We start from the raw sequence: 21,961 nt of genomic DNA, 5'->3' as shown, positions 1-21,961 counted from the left end.
CTGATGTTCAAACCCATCCCTGTCGCCATCGGCCTGCGCTACCTGCGGGCCAAGCGCCGCAACGGCTTCATCTCCTTCATCTCGCTGGCCTCGATCATCGGCATCGCCCTGGGCGTGGCAGTGCTCATCACCACGCTGTCGGTGATGAGCGGCTTCCAGCGCGAGATCCGCGACCGCTTGCTGCAGATGACCGCCCACGCGACCATCAGCGGCGCCGACGAACCGCTGCACGACTGGCCGCACGTGGTGAAGGTGGCGATGGCCGACCCGCGCGTCGCCGGTGCGGCGCCCTTCGTCGACGTGCAGGGCATGATCAGCGGCAACCGCGACCCGCAGGGCGCGATGATCCGCGGCATCCTGCCGGCCCAGGAAAAGAAGGTGTCGGTGATCGCCGACAAGATGAAGCAGGGCAACCTGGATTCGCTGCGACCCGGTTCATTCAACATCTTGCTTGGGCAGGAACTGGCGTTGTGGCTGGGCGTCGGCGTCGGCGACGACGTCGCGGTCATGACCAGCGACACCCTCAGCACGCCGATCGGGGCGATACCGAAGACCAAGCGCTTCCACGTCAGCGGCATCTTCGCCGTGGGCCACAATGAAGTCGACCGCAACCTGGCCCTGGCCGACATGACCGATCTGCAGCGCGTGCTGCGCCTCGGCGACGACGTCACCGGCGTGCGCCTGAAGATGCACGACATGGACCTGGCTCAGGAAACCGCCATCGACCTGGCCCGCAGCCTGCGGCATGTCTATCGGGTCAGCGACTGGCGCAGCGAGAACGCCAACCTGTACCAATCGCTGAAGATGGAAAAGACGGTGATGGGCATCCTGTTGTCACTGATCATCCTGATGGGTGCCTTCACCCTGGTCAATTCGCAGGTGATGCTGGTCATCGACAAGCAGGCCGACATCGCCATCCTGCGCACGCTGGGGCTTAGTCCGAACGGGGTGATGGGCATCTTCATGGTCCAGGGCCTGCTGATCGGCGTGATTGGTACGCTGTCCGGCGTGATCGGCGGCATCCTGCTGACCATCAACCTGGAACGCATCCTGGAACTGATCGAAGCGGTATTCCACGTGACCCTGTTGCCCTCGGACGTGTACTACATCACCGGGTTGCCGTACGACCTCGAAAGCAGCGACGTGGTGACGATCGCCTGCGTCGCGCTGGCCATGGCCTTCCTCGCCACGCTGTACCCGGCCTGGCGCGCCGCACGCACGCAACCGGCGGAGGCGCTTCGCTATGAATAAGCCCGGGGAAGCGATCCGCGCCGAGGCGCTGGCCAAGACCTACGCCGAAGGCAAGCTGCGCACGCCGGTGTTCGACGGCCTCGACCTCTGCGTCCAGGCTGGCGAAACCGTCGCGATAGTCGGGGCCTCCGGCGCCGGCAAGAGCACGCTGCTGCATCTGCTCGGCGGGCTGGATACGCCGACGGCGGGCGAGGTATACGTGGCAGGGCAGAAAATGTCGGCGCTCTCGAATGCTGCGCGCGGCGCGTTGCGCAACAAGTCACTGGGCTTCGTCTACCAGTTCCACCACCTTCTGCCGGAATTCACCGCACTGGAAAACGTGATGATGCCGGTGTTGTTGGGCGGCGCCGGCGTGCCTGAGGCGACGCAGCGGGCGCAAGTGCTGCTGGAGCAGGTCGGCCTCGGCCATCGGCTCGCGCACAAGCCGGGCGAACTGTCCGGCGGCGAACGCCAGCGCGCGGCCGTGGCGCGTGCGCTGGTCAACAAGCCGGCCTGCGTGCTCGGCGACGAACCGACCGGCAACCTCGATGAAAAGACCGCGGCGACGGTGTTCGAACTGATGCTGGAACTCAATCGCGCCCAGCGCACCAGCCTGGTGCTGGTGACCCATGACCGGCGCCTGGCGCGCAAGCTGGATCGGGTGCTGGAGCTGTACCAGGGCAAGCTGCGGGAGCTGGCGGCTTCGGAAGTCTGAGCAAGCCGCCGGGTAGCAGGCAAAGAAAAAACCGCCCGAAGGCGGTTTTTCTGGAATCTGCAGCGGCTGGCCGCTTAGCGCTGGCGCGCCTTGAAACGCGGGTTCGACTTGCAGATCACGAAGACCTTGCCACGACGACGGACCACCTTGCAGTCGCGGTGACGGGCCTTCGCCGACTTCAGGGAGGACAGGACTTTCATGACAAAACCTCTAGAAGGATGGGCTGGAGCACGGTTAAGCCCGTCATTCTAGCCCGACTTTCCTTGATGGTTCAAGCGGTTGTGTGGCGGAAGCGAGCGGGGCGGCTACACTTACCCGACCACCCACGCCAACTTTCCCCATGACCGACCCCGCCGCGCCCGTACTGACCATCGATGGCCCCTCGGGCGCCGGCAAGGGCACCGTCAGCCGGATCGCGGCCTCGCGGCTGGGCTGGCACTACCTGGACTCGGGGGCGCTGTACCGGGCGGTCGGGGTGGCGGCCAGCTGGGCCAACCTGGACCTTTCGGACGGCGCCGCCCTGGTCCGCTGCACCTTCGACACCGCGATCGGGTTCCGCGAACAACCGGAAGGCGACCTCCGGGTCATCGTCAACGACGTGGACGCCACCGACGAACTGAGGCTGGAAACCACCGGCGCCGTGGCCTCGGCCATCGCCGCGATCCCCGAGGTACGTGCCGCCCTGAAGGACCGGCAGCGCGCCTTCCGCCAGCCCCCCGGACTGGTGGCCGACGGCCGCGACATGGGCACGGTGATCTTCCCCGACGCCCCATTCAAGGTATTTTTGACCGCCAGCGCCGAGGAACGTGCCGAAAGGCGCTATAAGCAGTTGAAAGACAAAGGGGTTTCCGTCACAATAGACGGTCTGCTGCGCGAGATTCTCGCCCGCGACGCCCGTGATGCACAGCGTACGGTGGCGCCGCTGCGGCCGGCCGACGACGCCGTCCTCATCGACACCACCGGGCTGTCCATCGACGCCGTCGTGGATCGGGTACTGGCCCTGGTGCGATAAGCGCCGCGGCCGGATCGCGCAGCGGGCGCCCGCAAGGGCAGGGTCCGCTTCCGTCGTCGCCAGGCGATGCCTGCGGTTTTCAAACCTCAACACTCACGGCCATACGCAATCCCGCGCAGGCCGATAACGGGTGGACCGCCGCGTACGCGCGCCGGTCTGGACATCAACCGAGCATTTACCAATGACTGAATCTTTCGCAGAACTGTTTGAACAGAGCCAGACCCAGCTGGCCAAGCTGAAGCCGGGTGCCATCGTCGTCGGCACCGTCGTCGACGTGCGCAACGACGTCGTCGTGATCAACGCCGGCCTCAAGTCCGAAGGCATCGTGCCGATCGAACAGTTCCGCAACGACGCGGGCGAAATCGACGTGGGCATCGGCGACCAGGTCAAGGTCGCGCTGGACTCCATCGAGAACGGTTTCGGCGAAACCGTGCTGTCCCGCGAGAAGGCCAAGCGATCCATGGTGTGGGACGAGCTGGAAGAAGCGCTGGAGAAGAACGAAACCATCACCGGCCGCATTTCCGGCAAGGTCAAGGGCGGCTTCACCGTCGACATCAAGGACGTCCGCGCGTTCCTGCCGGGCTCGCTGGTCGACGTGCGCCCGGTCCGCGACCCGGCCTACCTGGAAGGCAAGGAACTCGAGTTCAAGCTGATCAAGCTGGACCGCAAGCGCAACAACGTCGTCGTCTCCCGCCGCGCGGTGGTCGAGAGCGAGCACTCGGAAGAGCGCGAAGCGCTGATGGACAAGTTGCAGGAAGGCGTGGTGCTGAAGGGCGTGGTCAAGAACCTCACCGATTACGGCGCGTTCGTCGACCTGGGCGGCATCGACGGCCTGCTGCACATCACCGACATGGCCTGGAAGCGCGTGCGCCATCCGTCCGAAGTGGTCGAAGTCGGCCAGGAACTGGACGTCCGCGTGCTGAAGTACGACCGCGAGCGCAACCGCGTTTCGCTGGGCCTGAAGCAGCTGGGCGAGGATCCGTGGGACAACATCGCCCGCCGCTACCCGGCCAACAGCCGCGTGTTCGGCAAGGTCTCCAACGTCACCGATTACGGCGCGTTCGTCGAGATCGAGCCGGGCGTCGAAGGCCTGGTCCACGTTTCGGAAATGGACTGGACCAACAAGAACGTCAATCCGTCCAAGGTCGTGCAGGTCGGCGACGAAGTCGAAGTGATGGTGCTGGACGTCGACGAAGAGCGTCGCCGCATCTCGCTGGGCATGAAGCAGGTCGCCGCCAATCCGTGGGAAACCTTCGCCGCCATCCACAAGAAGGGCGACAAGGTGTCCGGCCAGATCAAGTCGATCACCGACTTCGGCATCTTCATCGGCCTGGACGGCGGCATCGACGGCCTGATCCACCTGAGCGACATCAGCTGGAACTCCACCGGCGAAGACCTGGCCCGCAACTTCAAGAAGGGCGACACGCTGGACGCCGTCGTGCTGGCGGTCGATCCGGAGCGCGAGCGCATCAGCCTGGGCGTGAAGCAGATGGAGCAGGATCCGTTCGCCCAGTACATGGCCGAGCATCCGAAGGGTTCGAAGGTCGAAGGCACGGTCAAGGAAGTCGACGCCAAGGGCGCCACGATCGAACTGGCCGACGGCATCGAAGGCTACGTGTCGGCGCGCGACATCAGCGTCGAGCGCGTGGACGACGCCAGCCAGCACCTGAAGGTGGGCGACAAGATCGAAGCCAAGTTCGTGGGCATGGACCGCAAGGGCCGCACCCTGCAGCTGTCGATCAAGGCCAAGGACGACGCCGAAACCGCCGAAGCGCTGGCCGAGTACAACAAGTCCTCCGCCGAAGCGGCCGCCGGTACCACCAGCCTGGGCGCGCTGCTGCGTGCGCAGCTGGACGGCAACAAGTCCGAGTAACACCGCCCTCGGCAAACGCCGCGCCGGCCCGGTCCATGGGCCGGCGCCGGCAGCCGTCCTCCGACGCGACCTGCGATGACCAAGTCCGAACTCATCGAAATCCTGTCCCGCCGCCAGCCTCACCTGAAGGCCGAAGACGTCGACCTCGCGGTGAAGTCGTTGCTGGAGATGATGGGCGGCGCCCTGTCCCAGGGCGACCGCATCGAGATCCGCGGCTTCGGCAGTTTTTCGTTGCACTACCGTCCGCCGCGCCTCGGCCGCAATCCGAAGACCGGCGATTCGGTCGCGCTGCCGGCCAAGCACGTGCCGCATTTCAAGCCGGGCAAGGAACTGCGCGAACGCGTCAGCGGCGTGATTCCGATCGAAGAAGCCGGCGGCGAATGAAGCTCCCGACCCCTCCCTCGCGGAGGGGTTTTTGTTTCTCCGCGCGATGCCGGGCGCACGCGGTCTCGGCTAAGCTAGCCGCCACGAAATCCTGACTGCGCGCCTCGCCGCAGCGGAACCCAAGGCCTTTCGCCCATGCAATTCCTCAACGAGTGGTTCTGGTTCTTCCTGTTCCTGCCGCTGGCCGCGCTGAGCGGCTGGGTAGTGGGGCGGCGTGGCGGACAGCGCCACGGCGACACCCAGGTCAGTCGCCTGTCCAGCACCTATTTCCGCGGTTTGAATTACCTGTTGAACGAGCAGCCCGACAAGGCCATCGAGCTGTTCCTGCACATCGCCGAGCTGGACAAGGAAACCTTCGAAACCCAGGTCGCGCTGGGCCATCTGTTCCGCCGTCGCGGCGAAGTCGACCGCGCGATCCGGCTGCATCAGGGCTTGGTCCAGCGCAATGACCTGAGCGACCAGCAAAAGGTGCAGGCGTTACTGGCGCTGGGCGAAGACTACATGAAATCCGGCTTGCTTGATCGCGCCGAGACCGTGTTCACCGACCTAGCCAAGATCGACCAGCGCGCGCCCCAGGCGTTGAAGCACCTGATCGGCATCTACCAAGCCGAACGCGATTGGCAAAAGGCCATCGACAATGCCACCCGCTATGAAGAGGTAACCGGCGAACCGATGGGCAAGCTGGTGGCGCAATTCCATTGCGAGCTGGCCGAACGCCTGCGTACCGCCAACGACACTGCCGCGGCGCGCGAGCACATCGCCAAGGCCTACCAGGCCGATGCGGGGGGCGTGCGCGCGGGCATCCTCGAAGGACGCATCGAATCGGATGCCGGCAATGCGGCCGAAGCGGTACGTGCATTCGAGCGTGCGGCACGCAATGATCCCGAGTACCTGCCCGTGATCCTGCCGGACCTATTCGCCAATTACGAAAAGACCGGCGACCAAGCGGGTGCGCGCGCGTTCCTGTCGGAAATGACCGAACACTATAGGGGCATTTCCCCGGTGCTGGCCCTGACCAAGCTGGTCGAGCAACAGGACGGCATCGCCGCCGCGCGCGCTTATCTCGCACGACAGCTGAAGGACCGGCCCTCGGTGCGCGGCGAAGCTGCGCTGATCGACCTGACCCTGGCCGAAGGCGCCGACCCGGTGGCTACGCTCGGCGACCTGAAGCACATCACCGATCAGCTGCTGGTGCGCAATCCCAGCTATCGCTGCACGCATTGCGGTTTCGGCGCGCGTACCCACCATTGGCTGTGCCCGAGCTGCAAGGAGTGGGGCACGGTGAAACCGCTGTTGAACTACGCGGTCGTCTGATGCCGGCTTGGCCGATCTGGCTGCTGTCGTGTTTCGGTATCGCGTTGGCGATCACGGCATGGGCACGTGGTTATGCGCTGCGCCGAAACCTGCTCGACCAGCCGGGGGAGCGCCGCAGTCACGCCAGCGCCACCCCGCGCGGCGGCGGAATTTCGATAGTGATGGTCCTGTTGCTGGCAAGCGCCTGGCTGGCATGGCGGTTTCCCGGGCAGCGCGAGTGGTTCGGGCTCTTCGGTGCCGGTTTGGTGCTGGTCGCCGGCATAGGCTGGGTGGATGACCATCGGCCGCTTTCGCCCTGGTTGCGGTTACTGATCCATGGGCTGGCCGCCGGCACGCTGGCCATGGGTTTCTGGCTTGAGGGGACTGGCCCCTGGCCGGCGATGGCGGCCTTCGTTCTGGCGCTGGGATTGACCAACGCGTGGAATTTCATGGACGGCATCGATGGATTGGCGGCCAGCCAAGCCGGCCTCGTGTCGCTTGGTTTATGGATCGTGCTGCCATCTCCCTGGAACTGGCTGGCAATAGGGCTGGCGGCGGCGGCCGCGGGCTTTTTGCCCTTTAATTTCCCCAAGGCCCGAATTTTCCTGGGCGATGTCGGCAGCGGAGCCCTCGGCTTCGCCTTGGCGGCGTTGCTGGCCGCTGGCTTGAGCAAAGGGGATCCCTCGATCACTTGGTTACTGTGGGTCCTGCCCGTAGCGGCATTCGTTGTGGACACGGCCTTCACATTGGCTTGGCGCATCCTGAACGGCGAACCTTGGTGGACCCCGCATGTCCAGCATGCCTATCAGCGTTGGGCGAGGCAGATCGGACATAGACGGGTTACCGTTTTTTTTGCGCTTTTTACTACAGGAACCGTCGGTATCTGGCTGATCGGCAGGGGCGCTCAGCCGCCGTTTGTAATCTTGGTGTTTATAATTTGTTATACGCTCGCTGGGTGCCTGTGGGGATCTTCTCGCAGGCTCAAGGACTAGGGCGAAACGCACAAGGACCAGGTACCAATGGAATCATGGCGGGCGAAAGCGACCGCATGGCTGCCGAGATTTGCGGTAGTCGCCCACGACCTGTTCATGGTCTGGCTGTGCTGGCAGGGCTTGCACCAGTTGCGTTACGCCATGCTCGTGGCGCCCCCCGAATATCCCTTGTGGTCGGTTGAAATAGCCATCGTCCTGGCGGCCCAGGGCCTGGTGTTCTGGCAAATCGGCCTGTACCGGGGCTTGTGGCGCTTCGCCAGCGTTCCCGACCTGTGGAACATCCTGAAAGCTTGCGCCATCGGGTTGGTGGCCATCGGCTTGGGATTGTTCGCTTACAACCGCCTGGACGGCGTGCCGCGTGCCGTGCTCGGGTTGTATCCCTTCGCCTTGGCCGCCTTGCTGGGCCTGCCGCGCCTGGCTTACCGCGCCTGGAAGGATAACCAGCAGGCCGAATTCCGCGAAGGCGCCGCCATCCGGGTACTGGTGATGGGTGCGGGCCGAGCGGGCGAAGCTTTGCTGCGCGACCTGCACCGCAGCGGCGGCTATGTGCCCGTCGGCCTGCTCGACGACGCGGCCAATTTGCGTGGTACTCGACTTCATGGCGTGACCGTCCTTGGCACGCTGGACGAAGCCCCGACCGTCGCCCGCGAAACCGGCGCCAAGTTGATCGTGATCGCGATGCCGACGCTGGAAGCCGCCGCGATGCAGCGCGTGGTGGCCATCTGCGAAAGCACCGGATTGCCCTTCCGTACCGTGCCGCGGCTGGTCGACGTGCTGGAAGGGCGCTCGTTGCCGGGCGAGCTGAAAGAGGTCGCCATCGACGACCTGCTGGGCCGCAAACCGGTGACGCCGGACTGGAAATTGATCCGCGGCTGGTTGGGCGGACGCACCGTCCTGGTCACTGGCGCGGGCGGTTCCATCGGTTCGGAACTATGCCGCCAGTGCGCTCGCCACGGGGCCCAGCGCATCGCCTTGCTGGAAATCGACGAGCTGGCGCTGATCACCACCGAAGCCGACCTGCGTCGCGCCTTTCCCGACCTGGAGGTGATTTCGGTACTCGGCAACTGCGGCGATCCGGCAGTGATCGCCCATGCCCTTCGCATCGCCGAGCCGGACGCGGTATTCCACGCCGCGGCCTACAAGCAGGTGCCGCTGCTCGAGCAGCAACTGCGCGAGGCGGTGCGCAACAACGTGCTGGCCACCGAAACGGTGGCCAAGGCCTGTCGGGACGCGGGCGTGGCCAGCTTTGTGTTGATCTCGACCGACAAGGCCGTCGATCCGGCCAACGTGCTGGGGGCGACCAAACGACTGGCGGAAATGATCTGCCAGAACCTCGACGACCGCAAAGGCACTTGCTTCATCACCGTGCGCTTCGGCAACGTGCTCGATTCGGCAGGTAGCGTCGTGCCGCTGTTCCGCGAACAGATCCGCCAGGGCGGCCCGGTGACGGTGACCGACCCTGAAGTATCGCGTTACTTCATGACCATTCCCGAAGCCTGCCAGTTGATCGTGCAGGCGGCCGCCGGCGCATCGCATGCGTCGATCTACACGCTGGACATGGGCGAACCGGTCCTGATCCGCACGCTCGCCGAGCAGATGATCCGCTTGGCCGGAAAGCGGATCGGCAAGGACATCGCCATTGCCTATACCGGCCTGCGCCCAGGGGAAAAACTGCACGAAACCCTGTTCCACGCCGACGAGAACTACCGGCCGACCTCGCATTCGAAAATCCTTGAAGCGCGGGCGCGGGAAGTGCCGGCCGAACTGGTCGCCTGGGCATTGCAGCAGCTGCGCGCCGCCTGCAACGACTACGATCTGGAAGAGATGTCGCGCGTGCTGCGCAGCGCGGTACCCGAATTCAGTCCGGTGGAAGCCGTGGAACAGGCGGGTGCTAACATCGTGTTGTTCCCCGCACGCGACTCCCGACGTCCACGATGAATCCCCGAATCAAGAAAGCCGTGTTCCCGGTCGCAGGACTGGGCACGCGATTCCTGCCCGCAACCAAGACCGTCCCCAAGGAAATGCTGCCGATCATCGATCGGCCGCTGATCCAGTACGCGGTGGACGAGGCGATCGAGGCGGGTTGCGACACCCTGGTGTTCGTCACCAACCGCTACAAGCATGCGGTGGCCGACTATTTCGACAAGGCCTACGAACTCGAACAGAAGCTGGAGAAGTCGGGCAAGCTCGAGCAACTGGAACTGGTACGCAACGTGTTGCCGTCGCATGTGCGAGCGGTGTTCGTGACCCAGGCCGAAGCACTGGGCTTGGGGCACGCGGTGCTGTGCGCGAAGCCGATCATCGGCAACGAGCCATTCGCGGTGATCCTGCCGGACGACCTGATCTGGAACCGCGGCAACGGCGCCTTGAAGCAGATGGCCGACGCCGCGCAGGCCACCGGCGCCAGCATGATCGCGGTGCAGGACGTGCCGCGCGAGCAGACCGGCAGCTACGGCATCGTGGCGACCGAAGCGTTCGCCGGTCGGTCGGGGCGAATCAACGCCATCGTCGAGAAGCCCAAGCCTGAAGTCGCCCCCAGCAACCTTGCCGTGGTCGGCCGCTACGTGCTCGATGGCCGCATCTTCGATCTCCTGGAGAACACCACGCCAGGCGCCGGAGGCGAGATCCAGCTCACCGATGCCATTGCCATGCTGCTGGCCGAGAAGCCGGTCCATGCGTACCGCTTCCAGGGCACGCGCTTCGACTGTGGCACGCATATCGGACTGATCGAAGCGACCATCCGTTATGCGCTGGACCATGAAAAGCTCAGCGATGCCGCCCGCGACATGATGCAGGATGCGTTGAGGGAAATGGGCGTCCACGAGCTGGATTGACGGTCGACGACTGTTTCGACGGGAACGGAACGGCGATGCGCCCATGAGAAACGAAGGCGAAAGCCTCGACTACTACGCCGCAAGCCTTGGCGAGGCCCCGATTTGGCCCCTCCTGACGGGTAGTGTTGACGCCGAGGTCTGCATCGTCGGCGGCGGCTTCGCCGGATTGAACACTGCGCTCGGGCTGGCGGAACGCGGCAAGTCCGACGTCGTGCTGCTCGAAGCCCGAACTCCCGGCTTCGGCGCGTCAGGACGCAATGGCGGATTCGTTTTCGGCGGTTTTTCGCGCGGCGAAGAGGCCTTGCTGCGCGACCTGGGACCGGTCCGCGCTTCCATGCTGTACCGCGGTACCACCGACGCCGTGGAGCTGATCCGGCAGCGGATCGCCCGCCATGCCATCGCTTGCGACGACACGCAGGCGGGTGTGCTGTGGGCGAACTGGTTCGCCGATCCCTCCGTATTGCTCGAGCGCCAGCAACTCCTGCGCGAGCGCTTCGACGTGGAATGGACGTGGTTGCCGCGCGAGGAACTGGGCAAGCAGGTGCTCTCCCGTCGTTATCACGATGCGCTGCATGAGCCGCAGGGCTTCCATTTCCACCCGTTGAAATACGCGCAAGGCGTCGCACGTGCTGCGGCGGATCGCGGCGTTGCCGTACACGCCGGGTCGCCTGCGATTTCGTTGCAGCGAAGCGGGCAGGGGTGGACAGTCGCGACGCCGCAGGGAAAGGTGCAAGCCCGGCATGTCGTGTTGGCCTGCGGCGGCTACTTGTCCGGCTTGGACCGGCGCGTGGACGCGGGCGTCATGCCCATCGCCACCTATGTGATGGTCACCGAACCGCTGGGCGCGCGCATGGACGAGATCATGCGCACGCGCGCGGCGATCTACGACACCCGTTTCGCCTTCGACTACTACCGGCCGTTGCCGGACTCGCGCCTGCTGTGGGGCGGACGCATCTCGGTGCGCGACCGCTCGCCGTCGGCCGTCCGCGACCTGCTGCGTGGCGATCTGCTCAAGGTATTTCCGCAATTGGACGGCATCCGGATCGACTATGCGTGGTCCGGCCTGATGAGCTATGCCCGGCACCAGATGCCGCAAATCGGCCAGGCCGAGCCCGGACTTTGGTACGCGCAGGCTTTCGGCGGCCATGGGGTGGCGCCGACAACCTTCGCCGGCGAAGTGGTGGCTTCCGCCATCGCGGGCGGCGACACCCGGTGGCGCGAGTTCGCCGATTACGGCCTGGTATCGGCGATGAAGCCCGTCGGCTATGCCGCGGCGCAACTGAGTTATTGGTGGGCGGGATTCAAGGATGCGTGGAGGGACTGGATGGAGGGCAGGGCGCGTGGGGACTGATGCGGCTCCCATCGATTGGAGCGACTTCGAAAAGGTGCTGCTGTGCGCCGGTACCGTATTGCGCGTCGAGCCGTTCCCGGAAGCGCGCAAGCCGGCATGGAAGCTGTGGGTGGATTTCGGCCCGCATGGGGTGAAGAAGACCAGCGCGCAAATCGCCGCGCTGTACTCCGCCGAGGAGCTGGTCGGCCGGCAGATCGTCGGCGTGATCAACTTTCCGCCGAAGCAGATCGGGCCGTTCGTGTCCGAATTCCTGCTGACCGGGTTTCATACCGGTGATGGCGTGGTCATTACCACCGTCGAGCGCACGGTACCCAATGGTGTGCGGATGGCCTGATTTCCTTTGCCGCCGAAAAACCGGAACGGCGCCTTTCGGCGCCGTTCCTGTCGGATCCGCTTGCCGGATCAGAGCGCCTCGAAAATCCCCGCCGCGCCCATCCCGGTGCCGATGCACATGGTCACCATGCCGTACTTCTGCTGGCGGCGACGCAGGCCATGCACAATTGTTGCCGTGCGCACCGCACCCGTTGCACCCAGCGGATGGCCCAACGCAATCGCACCGCCGAGCGGGTTGACCTTGGACGGATCGAGTTCGCTGTCCCGGATCACCGCCAGCGCCTGCGCGGCGAAGGCTTCGTTGAGTTCGATCCAGTCCAGCTGGTCCTTGGTCAGGCCGGCCTGCTTCAGCGCCTTCGGGATCGCCGCGATCGGGCCGATGCCCATCACTTCCGGACGCACGCCGGCGACCGAGAAGCTGACGAAGCGGGCCAGCGGCGTCAGTCCGTAATCCTTGATCGCCTGTTCCGAAGCCAGCAGCACCGCGCCGGCGCCGTCGCTCATCTGCGAGCTGTTGCCGGCGGTGACGCTGCCGCCGAACTGCTGGTTGCGGAACACCGTACGCAGCTTGGCCAGGCCTTCCAGCGTGGTATCGGGACGCGGGCCTTCGTCGGTGTCGACCAGCTTCTTCCTCAACTGGATCGTGTTGCCGACCAGGTCGGGCATGTGCGACAGCACTTCGTACGGGCTGATTTCCTGCTTGAACTCGCCGGCCTGGATCGCCGCGATGGCCTTCTGGTGCGAGGCGAGGGCGAACGCATCCTGGTCTTCGCGCGACACCTTCCATTCCTCGGCGACCTTTTCGGCGGTGATGCCCATGCCGTAGGCGATGGCGATGTTCTCGTTCTTCGCGAACACCTCCGGCGACAGCGCGACCTTGTTGCCCATCATCGGCACCATCGACATCGACTCGGTGCCGCCAGCCAGCATCAGGTCGGCATTGCCCAGGCGGATCTGGTCCGCGGCCAGCGCCACGGCCTGCAGGCCCGATGAACAGAAACGGTTGATCGTCTGTGCGGCGACGGTATTCGGCAGGCCGGCCAGCAGCACGCCGATGCGCGCCACGTTCATGCCTTGCTCGCCCTCGGGCATGGCGCAGCCGATGATCGCGTCGTCGATGCGGCCGACGTCGATGCCCGGCGCCTGCGCGACGACCGACTTCAGCACATGCGCGAGCATGTCGTCGGGACGGGTGTTGCGGAACACGCCCTTCGGCGCCTTGCCCACCGGGGTGCGGGTGGCGGCAACGATGTAGGCTTCTTGTACTTGCTTGCTCATGTCTGTGGGTCCTGTTCGTTGCTCAGTTGCGCAGCGGCTTGCCGGTTTTCAGCATGTGCTCGATGCGGGCCTGGGTCTTGGGCTGTTGCGCCAGTTCGACGAAGTGCTTGCGTTCCAACTTCAACAGCCATTCCTCGTCGACCAGCGAGCCGCGGTCGATTTCGCCGCCGCACAGCACGGTGGCGATGCGCGTGGCGATTTCGTAGTCGTACGGACTGATGAAGCGGCCTTCCAGCATATTGACCAGCAGCATCCTGAAGGTGGCGATGCCGACGTCGCCGGCGACCTGGATGCGTCGCGCCGGCAGCGGTGGCCGGTAGCCGGATTCGGCCAGCGCCAGCGCTTCCTGCCTGGCGATGTACAGGGTTTCGAAGGCGTTGAACGCGACCTTGTCGCCAGCGCGCAGCAGGCCCAGTTCTTTCGCTTCCAGCGCGGAGGCCGACACCTTGGCCATCGCCACGGTTTCGAAGGTCTTCTTCAGCTCGGCGAACACGTCGCCGCCCGGACCGGCCGCCTGCGAGGCGCGCACCGCCAGTTCCTTCAGGCCGCCGCCGGCCGGCAGCAGGCCGACGCCGGCTTCGACCAGGCCGATGTAGCTTTCCAGGTGGGCCACGGTCCTGGCGGAATGCATCTGGAATTCGCAGCCGCCGCCCAGGGCCAGTCCGCGCACCGCCGCGACCACCGGTACCAGCGAGTACTTGATGCGCTGGCTGGTGGCCTGGAAGTTGGCGACCATCGCCTCGAACTCGGCGAGCTTGCCCACCTGCAGGGCGCCCAGCGCACCGGACAGGTCGGCGCCGGCCGAGAACGGCTCCTTGTGCTGCCACAACACCAGGCCCCTGAACTTGCGCTCGGCGATGCCGATGGCTTCCTGCAGGCCGTCGAGCACCGCGTCTGACACGGTGTTCATCTTGGTCTTGAACGAGACCACGCCGATGTCGTCGCCATCGGTCCACAGGCGCACGCCGTCGTTCTCGAACACGGTCTCGCCCTGCGGGAACGCCTCGCCCAGCAGCGGGTCGGGGAAGCGCTGGCGCTTGTACACGTCCAGCGAGCTGCGCGGCAGCTTGGCGTTCTTGGCCGGGCTGTAACTGCCTTCGGCGGTATGCACGCCATCGCGGCCGTCGAATACCCAGTTCGGCAGCGGCGCGCTGCTCATCGCCTTGCCGGCGACGATGTCGTCGGCGATCCATTGCGCCACTTGCTTCCAGCCGGCGGCCTGCCAGGTTTCGAACGGGCCGAGCGACCAGCCGTAGCCCCAGCGGATCGCCAGGTCGACATCGCGCGCGGTGTCGGCGATGTCGGCCAAGTGATAGGCGCTGTAGTGGAACAGGTCGCGGAACACCGCCCACAGGAATTGCGCCTGCGGGTGCTGGCTCTCGCGCAGTTTGGCGAACTTCTCGGCCGGGTTCTTGATCTTCAGGATCTCGACCACTTCCGGCGCGGCGGCGCGATCGGCGGGGCGGTAGTCCTGCTTCTCCAGATCCAGCACGGCGATGTCCTTGCCGACCTTGCGGAAGATGCCGGCGCCGGTCTTCTGGCCCAGCGCGCCCTTGGCGATCAGCGCCTCCAGCCACTTGGGCGACTTGAAATAGGCGTGCCAAGGGTCGTCGGGCAGGGTATCGGCCATGGTCTTGATGACATGGGCCATGGTGTCCAGGCCGACCACGTCGGAGGTGCGATAGGTCGCCGATTTCGGCCGACCGATCAGGGGGCCGGTGACGGCGTCCACCTCGTCGAAGCCCAGCTTGAACTCACCGGTATGGTGGGCGGTGGCTAGGATCGAGAACACGCCGATGCGGTTGCCGATGAAGTTCGGCGTGTCCTTCGCATAGACCACGCCCTTGCCGAGCTGGGTGGTCAGGAAGGTTTCCAGGCCTTCCAGCACGGCCGGGTCGGTGCTGCGGGCCGGAATGAGCTCGGCCAAGTGCATGTATCGCGGCGGGTTGAAGAAGTGCACGCCGCAGAACCGATGGCGAAGTTGTTCGGGAAGAACTTCCGCCAACTTGTTGATTCCCAAGCCAGATGTATTGCTGGCCAGCACCGCTTGATCAGCCACGAACGGGGCGATCTTCCTGTACAGGTCCTGCTTCCAGTCCATCCGTTCCGCGATGGCCTCGATGATCAGGTCGCAGCCCTTCAGCGCCTCCAGCCCGGTGTCGTAATTCGCCGGCGCGATCGCCTCGGCCAGCGCCTTGCTGGCCAGAGGGGCGGGACTGAGCTTGCCCAGGTTGGCGATGGCCTTCAGCACCACGCCATCGACCGGGCCTTCCTTTGCAGCCAGGTCGAACAGCACGGTGTCGACCCCGGCATTGGTCAGGTGGGCGGCGATCTGCGCGCCCATCACGCCCGCGCCCAGCACCGCGGCACGGCGTACCAGCAATTTATTAGACATGTCGTTCAACCTTTTGTTATTCAACGAAATTCGAATCTCAGGGAAAACTTCAACTATTGAAGCCTGCCGCCGCAAAACGGATCAGCTCCCGGGCACCACGCTCACGATGGGCCGTCTCGGTGACGCCTTCGGGTCGCTTGATCAGGCCGAAGTCGGCCATCGCGTAGGTCAGCGCGCCGCCGAGGAAATCGAGCCGCCAATACAGCTCTTCCTTGCTCAGGCCCGGCAGGCAGGCGCCGATGGCGCGACCGAAATCGCGCTGTACATGGCCGTAGTGGTCGGAAAGGAACTTGCGCAGGCCATCGTTCTTTTCCGCGTAGGCACGGGCGATGACGCGGACGAAGGCACCGCCGCCATGGCGGTCCTGGGCCATGGCCAGCGCGGGTTCGACGAAGGCGGCAAGGATCGGCTCCAGTTCGCCGGGGTGCCGTTCCTGCGCCAGCTTGAGCCGGGCCATGCGCTGCGCGCTCATCTCGTCCATGCGCCGGCGGAAGACTTCGTTGACCAGGTTTTCCTTGCTGCCGAAGTGGTAGTTGACCGCAGCGATGTTGACGTCGGCACGGCTGGTCACCTGGCGCAACGAGGTGCCGGCGAAGCCGTGCTGGGCGAACAATTCTTCCGCCGCGCCGAGGATGCGGTCCTTGGTCGAGAAGTGGGTGCCGTTGGCCACGCTGCCCTCCGCTGCAAGCCAGTCATTCAAACGATTGTTTGATTGTGCGGCGAGCCACCGCCGCTGTCATGCTGCTAAGCAACAAAACCGGGCCGCCCCGCTTGGTTCCGAATGCCGGCTTCGGCTACAATTCGCCTACGCAGTTTCGCCTAAGCCCGCGTTTCGACGCGGGTTTTTTCATGCTAACCTCGGGCCGCCGCTTCCAGGAAAGGGAGTGCAAGGCCCGCCCAACGGAGACAACCCAATGGCGCTGGAGCGCACCCTGTCGATCGTCAAGCCCGATGCCGTCGCCAAGAACGTCATCGGCGAAATCTACGCCCGTTTCGAAAAGGCCGGTCTGAAGATCGTCGCCGCCAAGATGAAGCACCTGTCGCGCCGCGAAGCCGAAGGCTTCTACGCCGTGCACCGCGAACGTCCGTTCTTCAACGCGCTGGTCGAGTTCATGATCTCCGGCCCGGTCGCGATCCAGGTGTTGGAAGGCGAGAACGCCGTGCTCAAGCACCGCGAGATCCTCGGCGCCACCAACCCGAAGGAAGCCGCGCCGGGCACGATCCGCGCCGACTTCGCCGACAGCATCGATGCCAACGCCGCGCACGGTTCGGATTCGGTCGAGAACGCGAACAACGAGATCGCGTATTTCTTCGCCGCGACCGAAGTGTTCTCGCGCTGAGATCGAAATGAGCAGCCACGGCGAACACACCGACTTCGCGCCGATTCCGCTGAAACTTGCGGAACAGGCGCAAGGCGCCGCCGTGGCTGTTGTTTCGACGAAGCAGAATCTCCTCGACCTCGATCGCGAGGGCATGGAGAAGTTCTTCGTGGAAACCCTGGGCGAACAGAAGTTCCGCGCCCACCAGGTGATGAAGTGGATCCACCACCGCTACGTCACCGACTTCGAACAGATGACCGACCTCGGCAAGAACCTGCGCGCGAAGCTGCAGGAACACGCCGAAGTCGTCGTCCCCAACGTGGTCTTCGACAAGCCCTCCGCCGATGGCACCCACAAGTGGCTGCTGGGCATGGGCGTGGACGGGAAGAACGCGGTGGAAACCGTATACATCCCGGACAAGGGCCGCGGCACGCTGTGCGTTTCCTCGCAGGTCGGATGCGGATTGAACTGCTCGTTCTGCTCCACCGCCACGCAGGGCTTCAACCGCAACCTGACCACCGCCGAGATCATCGGCCAGGTCTGGATCACCGCGCGCCACCTGGGCAACGTTCCGGCGCAGATCCGGCGCCTGACCAACGTGGTGATGATGGGCATGGGCGAGCCCTTGCTGAACTTCGACAACGTCGTTCGTGCGATGAACATCATGCGCGACGACCTGGGTTACGGCCTGGCCAGCAAGCGGGTGACGCTGTCGACCTCCGGCCTGGTGCCGATGATCGACCGGCTGTCCACGGAAACCGACGTGGCCCTGGCCATTTCGCTGCACGCGCCCAACGACGAGTTGCGCGGGCAGCTGATCCCGCTCAACCGGAAATATCCGGTCGCCGAACTGATGGCCTCCTGCGTGCGCTACCTGCGCGCGAACAAGAAGCGCGACTCGGTGACCTTCGAATACACCCTGATGAAGGGCGTCAACGACCAGCCCGAGCACGCGCGCCAGCTCGCGCAGCTGATGCGCAAGTTCGACAACGCCGCGCAGCTGAAGAACGCCGGCAAGGTCAACCTGATCCCGTTCAACCCGTTCCCCGGTACCGGCTACGAGCGTTCGCCGGAGGAAGACATCCGTGCCTTCCAGAAGCTGCTGCTGGATTCGGGCGTGCTGACCATGGTCCGGCGTACCCGTGGCGATGACATCGACGCGGCCTGCGGCCAGTTGAAGGGGCAGGTGATGGACCGCACGCGCCGCCAGGCCGAATTCAAGCGCAAGCTGCAGGCACGGGGAGTGGGCGATGCGGCTGCGTGAAATGGCCTGTCTGGTGCTGCTGGGAGCCCTCGCGGGGACCGGCTGTTCGCGCCTGACCTTCGTCAAGCCCGACATGCAACGCAAGGGTTTCGAACAGGTCGCTCCCGAGTACCACGTGCGCGAGGACAAGGCCGCCAAGCAGCGGCTGATGGCCAGCGAGCGGCTGGCACTGGCCGGACAGCGCTATAGCGTCGGCGCCTATGCCGAGGCCGCGGCCGAAGCGCGCAAGGTCCTGAAGGTCGATCCGGCCTCGGCCGACGCCTACACGCTGCTGGGCCTGGTGGCGGACGCGCAGGGGCAGAAACAGCAGGCGGGCCAGCAGTTTCGCAAGGCAGCCGAGCTGGCTCCGGCCAAGGGCACGGTCCTCAACAACTACGGTGCCTGGCTGTGCGCAAACGGCCAGCCGGCCGAGGGCCTGGTGTGGATCGATCGCGCCTTGAGCGATCCGGCCTATCCCACGCCGGGCGCGGCGCTGGCCAACGCGGGCGGGTGCGCGCGCAAGGCGGGACAGTACGAACGCGCCGAGCGCGATTTGCGACGCGCGTTGCAATTGGATGAAAACAACCCCTATGCCTTGGCAGAAATGGCCGAAAGCGAGTACCGTAATGGCCGGTTTTTCGAGGCTCGTGCGTTCTGCGAGCGCCGTTTGGGGATTGCGCCCGCCGATCGACGGACGCTGGAACTTGCCGCGATGACCGAAGAGAAGCTCGGCGACACGGACGCCGCGAAGCGTTACCGACAGCGCCTGGAGACGGAGTTTTCCAGCGCCACACCTGCAGTTCCAGTTCCCGGGAATCGACCCTGATGGCGGAGCAGAGTTCGTTCGATGCCGGACAAGCGCGCGATGCGGGCGAACGCCTGCGCGCGGCGCGCGAAGCGGCCGGTTTGAGCCTTGCCGAAGTCGGCACGCGCCTGCACATGCCGGTACGGATCGTGCAGACGCTGGAAGCCGGCGACTGGCAGCAACTGGGCGCGCCGGTGTTCGTGCGCGGGCAGCTGCGCAGCTACGCCAAGCTGGTGAAGGTCGACCTGGAACCGCTGCTGGACCAGGTGCGCATGACCCCGGTACAGCCGGTGGAACTGGTCAGCCGCAGCCACACCTCCCGGTTCCAGCGCATCGCCGAAAGCGTCGGCCGCCGCGCGGTCTACGTGGTGATGACCGCCGCACTGGCGATCCCGGTATGGCTGGCCACCCAATCGCACTTCGGCAAGGACCCGCGCGCGACCGCGTCGCTGGACGCGCCGCCGCCGATGCCTACCACCGCGGCAACAACCACCCCCAACAACGCAGCGCCGATCGCGGCGTCGCTGACGCCGTTGCCGCGCGCCGAGGCGCCGGCATTGAAACTGGTGTTCAACGCCGACAGTTGGCTGACCGCCACCACGGCCGATGGCAATCCGCTGGAAAAAGGCCTGGTCAAGGCCGGCGAACAACGCAGCTATCGCGCCGGCGAAATCGCCCGCCTCGTGATCGGCAATGCGGCTGCGGTCGAGGTTCAGCAAACCGGTAGTACGGTTGACGTGACGCCGTACGTGCGGGGCAACGTGGCACGCCTTGCGGTATCCTCTGACGGTTCGCTCGCGCCGGTCGCCAACTGACCCCGCGCGGGTCATCCGGAAGCGCTACCTCCAACCCGAACCCAACCCAGAAGACCCCGCTCGCGCGGGGCCACAGAGAACGCATGGCGATCGACGATCTGCTCGACGAACACGAACAAAGCGAACGCGTCCGCAATTGGCTCAAGAACAACGGCGCCGGCCTGATCGGCGGCATCGCGCTGGGCCTTGCGGTGATCTTCGGCTGGCAATGGTGGGATCGCCACCAGGCCCAGCAGAAGCAGCAGGCCTTCCAGGACTACGCGACTGCCCAGGCCAGCCTGGACAAGGCGACGGCCGCTGGCGCCGGCGGCCAGAAACTAGCCGACCTGAAGTCGGTGCAGGCCGAAGTCGCCAAGCTCGCCGCCGAAAACGAGCTGTACGCCAACCTTGCCGCGCTGCGCCTGGCCAAGGCCCAGGTCGAATCCGGCAAGCGCGACGAGGCCATCGCCACGCTGAAGGCGATCAAGCCAACGGCCGAGCTGAAAGCGGTGGTCGACCTGCGCCTCGCGCGTTTGCTGGCCGATGCCGGCAAGCATGACGAAGCCCTGAAACTGATCGGCAATGCCACTGATGCCGACAGCCTGGTCGCCCGCGCCGACATCCTGGCCGCGACCGGCAAACCCGAGCAGGCGCGCGAGCTGTACCTGAAGGCCCTGACCGGCATGGACGTGGCCGCGCCGCAGCGCCGGCTGGTCGAACTCAAGCTCACCGATGTAGGCGGTACCCCGCCCAAGCCCGCGGAGGCCACCTGATGAAAGCCGTTTCCCCACGTGGCCGCGTGCTCGGCCGCGTCGTCATCGTCGTCGCGCTGGCCTTCGCGGTCAGCGGCTGTAGCACCATCAAAGGCTGGTTCAGCGGAAAGGACGGCGACGCCAAGAAGGCTGCCGAGCCGGCCGAACTGACCAAGTTCACCCCCAGCGCCGGCGTTTCCCAGGTCTGGAAGGCCAATGCCGGCAAGGGTGAGGGCCGCCTCGGCCTGGCCCAGGGTCCGGTGGTCGCGGACGGACGCGTGTATGCGGCGGCCGTGGAAGGCGGCGTATACGCCTTCGATCTGCAGACCGGCAAGGAAATCTGGCACTACAAGCCCGAGAAGCGCCAGCGCGGCGCCAGCGAAGCGAGCGAGGCCAGCGAGAGCGCGCCCGTCAGCGAAGAAGCCAGCAAGGAAGAAAAGCGCCTGCGCAAGGCCATGGCCAAACAGGCCAAGAAGGCCGCGAAGGAAAAGCAGGACTGGCAGTTCTCCGGCGGCCCCGGTGCCGGCGACGGCCTGGTGGTGGTCGGCACGCTGGAAGGCGAGGTCATCGCCCTCGACGCCGCTACCGGTACGGAAAAATGGCACGCCAAGGTGCCCAACGAAGTGATCGCCGCCCCGGTCATCGGCCAGGGCATGGTGCTGGTCAAGGCCAACGACGGCGGCGTGACCGCCTTCGATGCGGCCACGGGCGAGCGCAAGTGGTTCTGGAACCACGAAATGCCCGCGCTGACCGTGCGCGGCAACGCGCCGGTGACGCTGGCGCCGGGCGTGGTGTTCTCGCCCAACGACGACGGCACGCTGGCCGCGCTCAACCTGAGCAACGGCGCCCAGGTGTGGAGCCAGACCGTGGCCGACGCCAGCGGCCGCAGCGAGCTGGATCGCATGGCCGACGTCGACGGCCCCGCGGTGCTCGACGGCACCACGCTGTACGCCAGCAGCTTCAAGAAGGAAACCATCGCCATCGAAGGCCCGAGCGGCCGCGTGCTTTGGACCCACGAGAACGGCGGCGCCGGCGGCGTCGGCGTGGGTGCGTCCTCGGTGGTGGTGTCCGATCCGGCCGGCACGGTATGGGCGATGGACAAGAACACCGGCGGCGCGATGTGGTCCCAGCCCGTGCTGGCGCGCCGCTCGCTGACCGCGCCGACGGTGCAAGGCGACTACGCCGTGGTCGGCGACTACGACGGCTACGTGCACTGGCTGAAGCTGGACAACGGCGAACTGGCCGCGCGCGAGCGCGTAGGCGGCGAGGCGATCCGGGCCAAGCCGGTGGTCGCCGACGGCATCCTGATCGTGCAGAACGTCGATGGCGAGCTGACCGCGTTCAAGCTGCAATAAGGC

Annotated in this window: 21 protein-coding genes; 17 read left to right on the top strand and 4 right to left on the bottom strand. The window is 65.6% G+C overall.

Annotation, left to right across the window (positions count from 1 at the left end):
* Window positions 1-3 precede the first annotated feature (3 nt).
* Entirely contained in the window at window positions 4-1,251 is a 1,248-nt protein-coding gene (locus J5837_RS13475; protein WP_210537281.1) for a lipoprotein-releasing ABC transporter permease subunit, read from the top strand.
* Complete coding sequence (gene lolD, locus J5837_RS13470; RefSeq protein ID WP_210537280.1) at window positions 1,244-1,945, top strand: lipoprotein-releasing ABC transporter ATP-binding protein LolD; 702 nt, start codon at window positions 1,244-1,246, stop codon at window positions 1,943-1,945. Before J5837_RS13475 ends, lolD begins: the two co-directional genes overlap by 8 nt.
* A gap of 74 nt (window positions 1,946-2,019) precedes the next feature.
* On the opposite strand, the gene ykgO is transcribed toward lolD, so the two are convergent.
* Entirely contained in the window at window positions 2,020-2,145 is a 126-nt protein-coding gene (gene ykgO / locus J5837_RS13465; RefSeq protein ID WP_010342887.1) for a type B 50S ribosomal protein L36, read from the bottom strand.
* Window positions 2,146-2,285: 140 nt separating this feature from the next.
* Between ykgO and cmk the strand changes: the two genes are divergently transcribed.
* The 9 genes from cmk (at window position 2,286) to J5837_RS13420 (ending at window position 12,018) form a co-directional block, all read left to right on the top strand.
* Window positions 2,286-2,957 (top strand): (d)CMP kinase, encoded by a 672-nt coding sequence (cmk, locus tag J5837_RS13460; RefSeq protein WP_210537279.1) that lies wholly within the window; start codon window positions 2,286-2,288, stop codon window positions 2,955-2,957.
* Between the two features lie 181 nt (window positions 2,958-3,138).
* Window positions 3,139-4,830: a 30S ribosomal protein S1 gene (gene rpsA / locus J5837_RS13455; RefSeq protein WP_210537278.1), complete on the top strand. Its 1,692-nt coding sequence runs from the start codon at window positions 3,139-3,141 to the stop codon at window positions 4,828-4,830.
* Between the two features lie 75 nt (window positions 4,831-4,905).
* The gene (locus tag J5837_RS13450; protein ID WP_210537277.1) at window positions 4,906-5,214 is read left to right on the top strand and encodes an integration host factor subunit beta; all 309 of its coding nucleotides are present in this window, start codon (window positions 4,906-4,908) and stop codon (window positions 5,212-5,214) included.
* 135 nt (window positions 5,215-5,349) lie between these two features.
* Window positions 5,350-6,528 (top strand): lipopolysaccharide assembly protein LapB, encoded by a 1,179-nt coding sequence (gene lapB / locus J5837_RS13445; RefSeq protein ID WP_210537276.1) that lies wholly within the window; start codon window positions 5,350-5,352, stop codon window positions 6,526-6,528.
* Entirely contained in the window at window positions 6,528-7,499 is a 972-nt protein-coding gene (locus tag J5837_RS13440; protein ID WP_210537275.1) for an MraY family glycosyltransferase, read from the top strand. Before lapB ends, J5837_RS13440 begins: the two co-directional genes overlap by 1 nt.
* A gap of 27 nt (window positions 7,500-7,526) precedes the next feature.
* Window positions 7,527-9,437 carry a polysaccharide biosynthesis protein gene (locus J5837_RS13435; RefSeq protein WP_210537274.1) on the top strand — a complete coding sequence of 637 codons (1,911 nt, stop codon included), beginning with the start codon at window positions 7,527-7,529 and terminating at the stop codon, window positions 9,435-9,437.
* Window positions 9,434-10,333, top strand: a complete 900-nt coding sequence (gene galU, locus J5837_RS13430; protein ID WP_210537273.1) for a UTP--glucose-1-phosphate uridylyltransferase GalU — start codon at window positions 9,434-9,436, stop codon at window positions 10,331-10,333. Before J5837_RS13435 ends, galU begins: the two co-directional genes overlap by 4 nt.
* Window positions 10,334-10,376: 43 nt before the next feature.
* Window positions 10,377-11,684 (top strand): NAD(P)/FAD-dependent oxidoreductase, encoded by a 1,308-nt coding sequence (locus J5837_RS13425; RefSeq protein ID WP_210537272.1) that lies wholly within the window; start codon window positions 10,377-10,379, stop codon window positions 11,682-11,684.
* Window positions 11,674-12,018: a tRNA-binding protein gene (locus tag J5837_RS13420; RefSeq protein ID WP_342345548.1), complete on the top strand. Its 345-nt coding sequence runs from the start codon at window positions 11,674-11,676 to the stop codon at window positions 12,016-12,018. The genes J5837_RS13425 and J5837_RS13420 overlap by 11 nt, the downstream gene beginning before the upstream one ends.
* A 68-nt stretch (window positions 12,019-12,086) precedes the next feature.
* On the opposite strand, the gene J5837_RS13415 is transcribed toward J5837_RS13420, so the two are convergent.
* Genes J5837_RS13415 through J5837_RS13405 form a run of 3 tightly spaced genes read right to left on the bottom strand, consistent with a single transcriptional unit; the run spans window position 12,087 to window position 16,360 of the window.
* Window positions 12,087-13,295, bottom strand: a complete 1,209-nt coding sequence (locus tag J5837_RS13415) for an acetyl-CoA C-acyltransferase (protein WP_210537270.1) — start codon at window positions 13,293-13,295, stop codon at window positions 12,087-12,089.
* Window positions 13,296-13,317: 22 nt separating this feature from the next.
* Window positions 13,318-15,690 (bottom strand): 3-hydroxyacyl-CoA dehydrogenase/enoyl-CoA hydratase family protein, encoded by a 2,373-nt coding sequence (locus J5837_RS13410; protein WP_210537269.1) that lies wholly within the window; start codon window positions 15,688-15,690, stop codon window positions 13,318-13,320.
* A gap of 49 nt (window positions 15,691-15,739) precedes the next feature.
* On the bottom strand, window positions 15,740-16,360 hold the full coding sequence (locus tag J5837_RS13405; protein WP_210537268.1) for a TetR/AcrR family transcriptional regulator: 621 nt from the start codon (window positions 16,358-16,360) through the stop codon (window positions 15,740-15,742).
* 244 nt (window positions 16,361-16,604) lie between these two features.
* Here J5837_RS13405 and ndk point away from each other — a divergent pair, with 244 nt between their 5' ends.
* From ndk to bamB, 6 genes are all read left to right on the top strand, one after another.
* Window positions 16,605-17,030, top strand: coding sequence for a nucleoside-diphosphate kinase (ndk, locus tag J5837_RS13400; protein ID WP_210537267.1), 426 nt, complete (start codon window positions 16,605-16,607; stop codon window positions 17,028-17,030).
* 7 nt (window positions 17,031-17,037) lie between these two features.
* The gene (rlmN, locus tag J5837_RS13395; RefSeq protein ID WP_210537266.1) at window positions 17,038-18,273 is read left to right on the top strand and encodes a dual-specificity RNA methyltransferase RlmN; all 1,236 of its coding nucleotides are present in this window, start codon (window positions 17,038-17,040) and stop codon (window positions 18,271-18,273) included.
* A 1-nt stretch (window position 18,274) separates the two neighbouring features.
* Complete coding sequence (gene pilW / locus J5837_RS13390) at window positions 18,275-19,078, top strand: type IV pilus biogenesis/stability protein PilW (protein WP_210537574.1); 804 nt, start codon at window positions 18,275-18,277, stop codon at window positions 19,076-19,078.
* Complete coding sequence (locus J5837_RS13385) at window positions 19,078-19,872, top strand: RodZ domain-containing protein (RefSeq protein WP_210537265.1); 795 nt, start codon at window positions 19,078-19,080, stop codon at window positions 19,870-19,872. The genes pilW and J5837_RS13385 overlap by 1 nt, the downstream gene beginning before the upstream one ends.
* Before the next feature lie 83 nt (window positions 19,873-19,955).
* Window positions 19,956-20,624 carry a YfgM family protein gene (locus J5837_RS13380; protein ID WP_210537264.1) on the top strand — a complete coding sequence of 223 codons (669 nt, stop codon included), beginning with the start codon at window positions 19,956-19,958 and terminating at the stop codon, window positions 20,622-20,624.
* Window positions 20,624-21,958, top strand: a complete 1,335-nt coding sequence (bamB, locus tag J5837_RS13375; protein WP_210537263.1) for an outer membrane protein assembly factor BamB — start codon at window positions 20,624-20,626, stop codon at window positions 21,956-21,958. Before J5837_RS13380 ends, bamB begins: the two co-directional genes overlap by 1 nt.
* Window positions 21,959-21,961 lie beyond the last annotated feature (3 nt).

The organism is Pseudoxanthomonas helianthi (genome assembly GCF_017939625.1).
In the GTDB taxonomy this organism is placed as follows: domain Bacteria; phylum Pseudomonadota; class Gammaproteobacteria; order Xanthomonadales; family Xanthomonadaceae; genus Pseudoxanthomonas_A; species Pseudoxanthomonas_A helianthi.
This window is presented reverse-complemented; position numbering and strand designations above follow the sequence as displayed.

Coding starts and splice junctions, on each gene's coding strand:
- J5837_RS13475 (WP_210537281.1), top strand. CDS start 4: ATGTTCAAACCCATCCCTGTCGCCATCGGCCTGCGCTACCTGCGGGCC.
- lolD (WP_210537280.1), top strand. CDS start 1,244: ATGAATAAGCCCGGGGAAGCGATCCGCGCCGAGGCGCTGGCCAAGACC.
- ykgO (WP_010342887.1), bottom strand. CDS start 2,145: ATGAAAGTCCTGTCCTCCCTGAAGTCGGCGAAGGCCCGTCACCGCGAC.
- cmk (WP_210537279.1), top strand. CDS start 2,286: ATGACCGACCCCGCCGCGCCCGTACTGACCATCGATGGCCCCTCGGGC.
- rpsA (WP_210537278.1), top strand. CDS start 3,139: ATGACTGAATCTTTCGCAGAACTGTTTGAACAGAGCCAGACCCAGCTG.
- J5837_RS13450 (WP_210537277.1), top strand. CDS start 4,906: ATGACCAAGTCCGAACTCATCGAAATCCTGTCCCGCCGCCAGCCTCAC.
- lapB (WP_210537276.1), top strand. CDS start 5,350: ATGCAATTCCTCAACGAGTGGTTCTGGTTCTTCCTGTTCCTGCCGCTG.
- J5837_RS13440 (WP_210537275.1), top strand. CDS start 6,528: ATGCCGGCTTGGCCGATCTGGCTGCTGTCGTGTTTCGGTATCGCGTTG.
- J5837_RS13435 (WP_210537274.1), top strand. CDS start 7,527: ATGGAATCATGGCGGGCGAAAGCGACCGCATGGCTGCCGAGATTTGCG.
- galU (WP_210537273.1), top strand. CDS start 9,434: ATGAATCCCCGAATCAAGAAAGCCGTGTTCCCGGTCGCAGGACTGGGC.
- J5837_RS13425 (WP_210537272.1), top strand. CDS start 10,377: ATGAGAAACGAAGGCGAAAGCCTCGACTACTACGCCGCAAGCCTTGGC.
- J5837_RS13415 (WP_210537270.1), bottom strand. CDS start 13,295: ATGAGCAAGCAAGTACAAGAAGCCTACATCGTTGCCGCCACCCGCACC.
- J5837_RS13410 (WP_210537269.1), bottom strand. CDS start 15,690: ATGTCTAATAAATTGCTGGTACGCCGTGCCGCGGTGCTGGGCGCGGGC.
- ndk (WP_210537267.1), top strand. CDS start 16,605: ATGGCGCTGGAGCGCACCCTGTCGATCGTCAAGCCCGATGCCGTCGCC.
- rlmN (WP_210537266.1), top strand. CDS start 17,038: ATGAGCAGCCACGGCGAACACACCGACTTCGCGCCGATTCCGCTGAAA.
- pilW (WP_210537574.1), top strand. CDS start 18,275: ATGGCCTGTCTGGTGCTGCTGGGAGCCCTCGCGGGGACCGGCTGTTCG.
- J5837_RS13385 (WP_210537265.1), top strand. CDS start 19,078: ATGGCGGAGCAGAGTTCGTTCGATGCCGGACAAGCGCGCGATGCGGGC.
- J5837_RS13380 (WP_210537264.1), top strand. CDS start 19,956: ATGGCGATCGACGATCTGCTCGACGAACACGAACAAAGCGAACGCGTC.
- bamB (WP_210537263.1), top strand. CDS start 20,624: ATGAAAGCCGTTTCCCCACGTGGCCGCGTGCTCGGCCGCGTCGTCATC.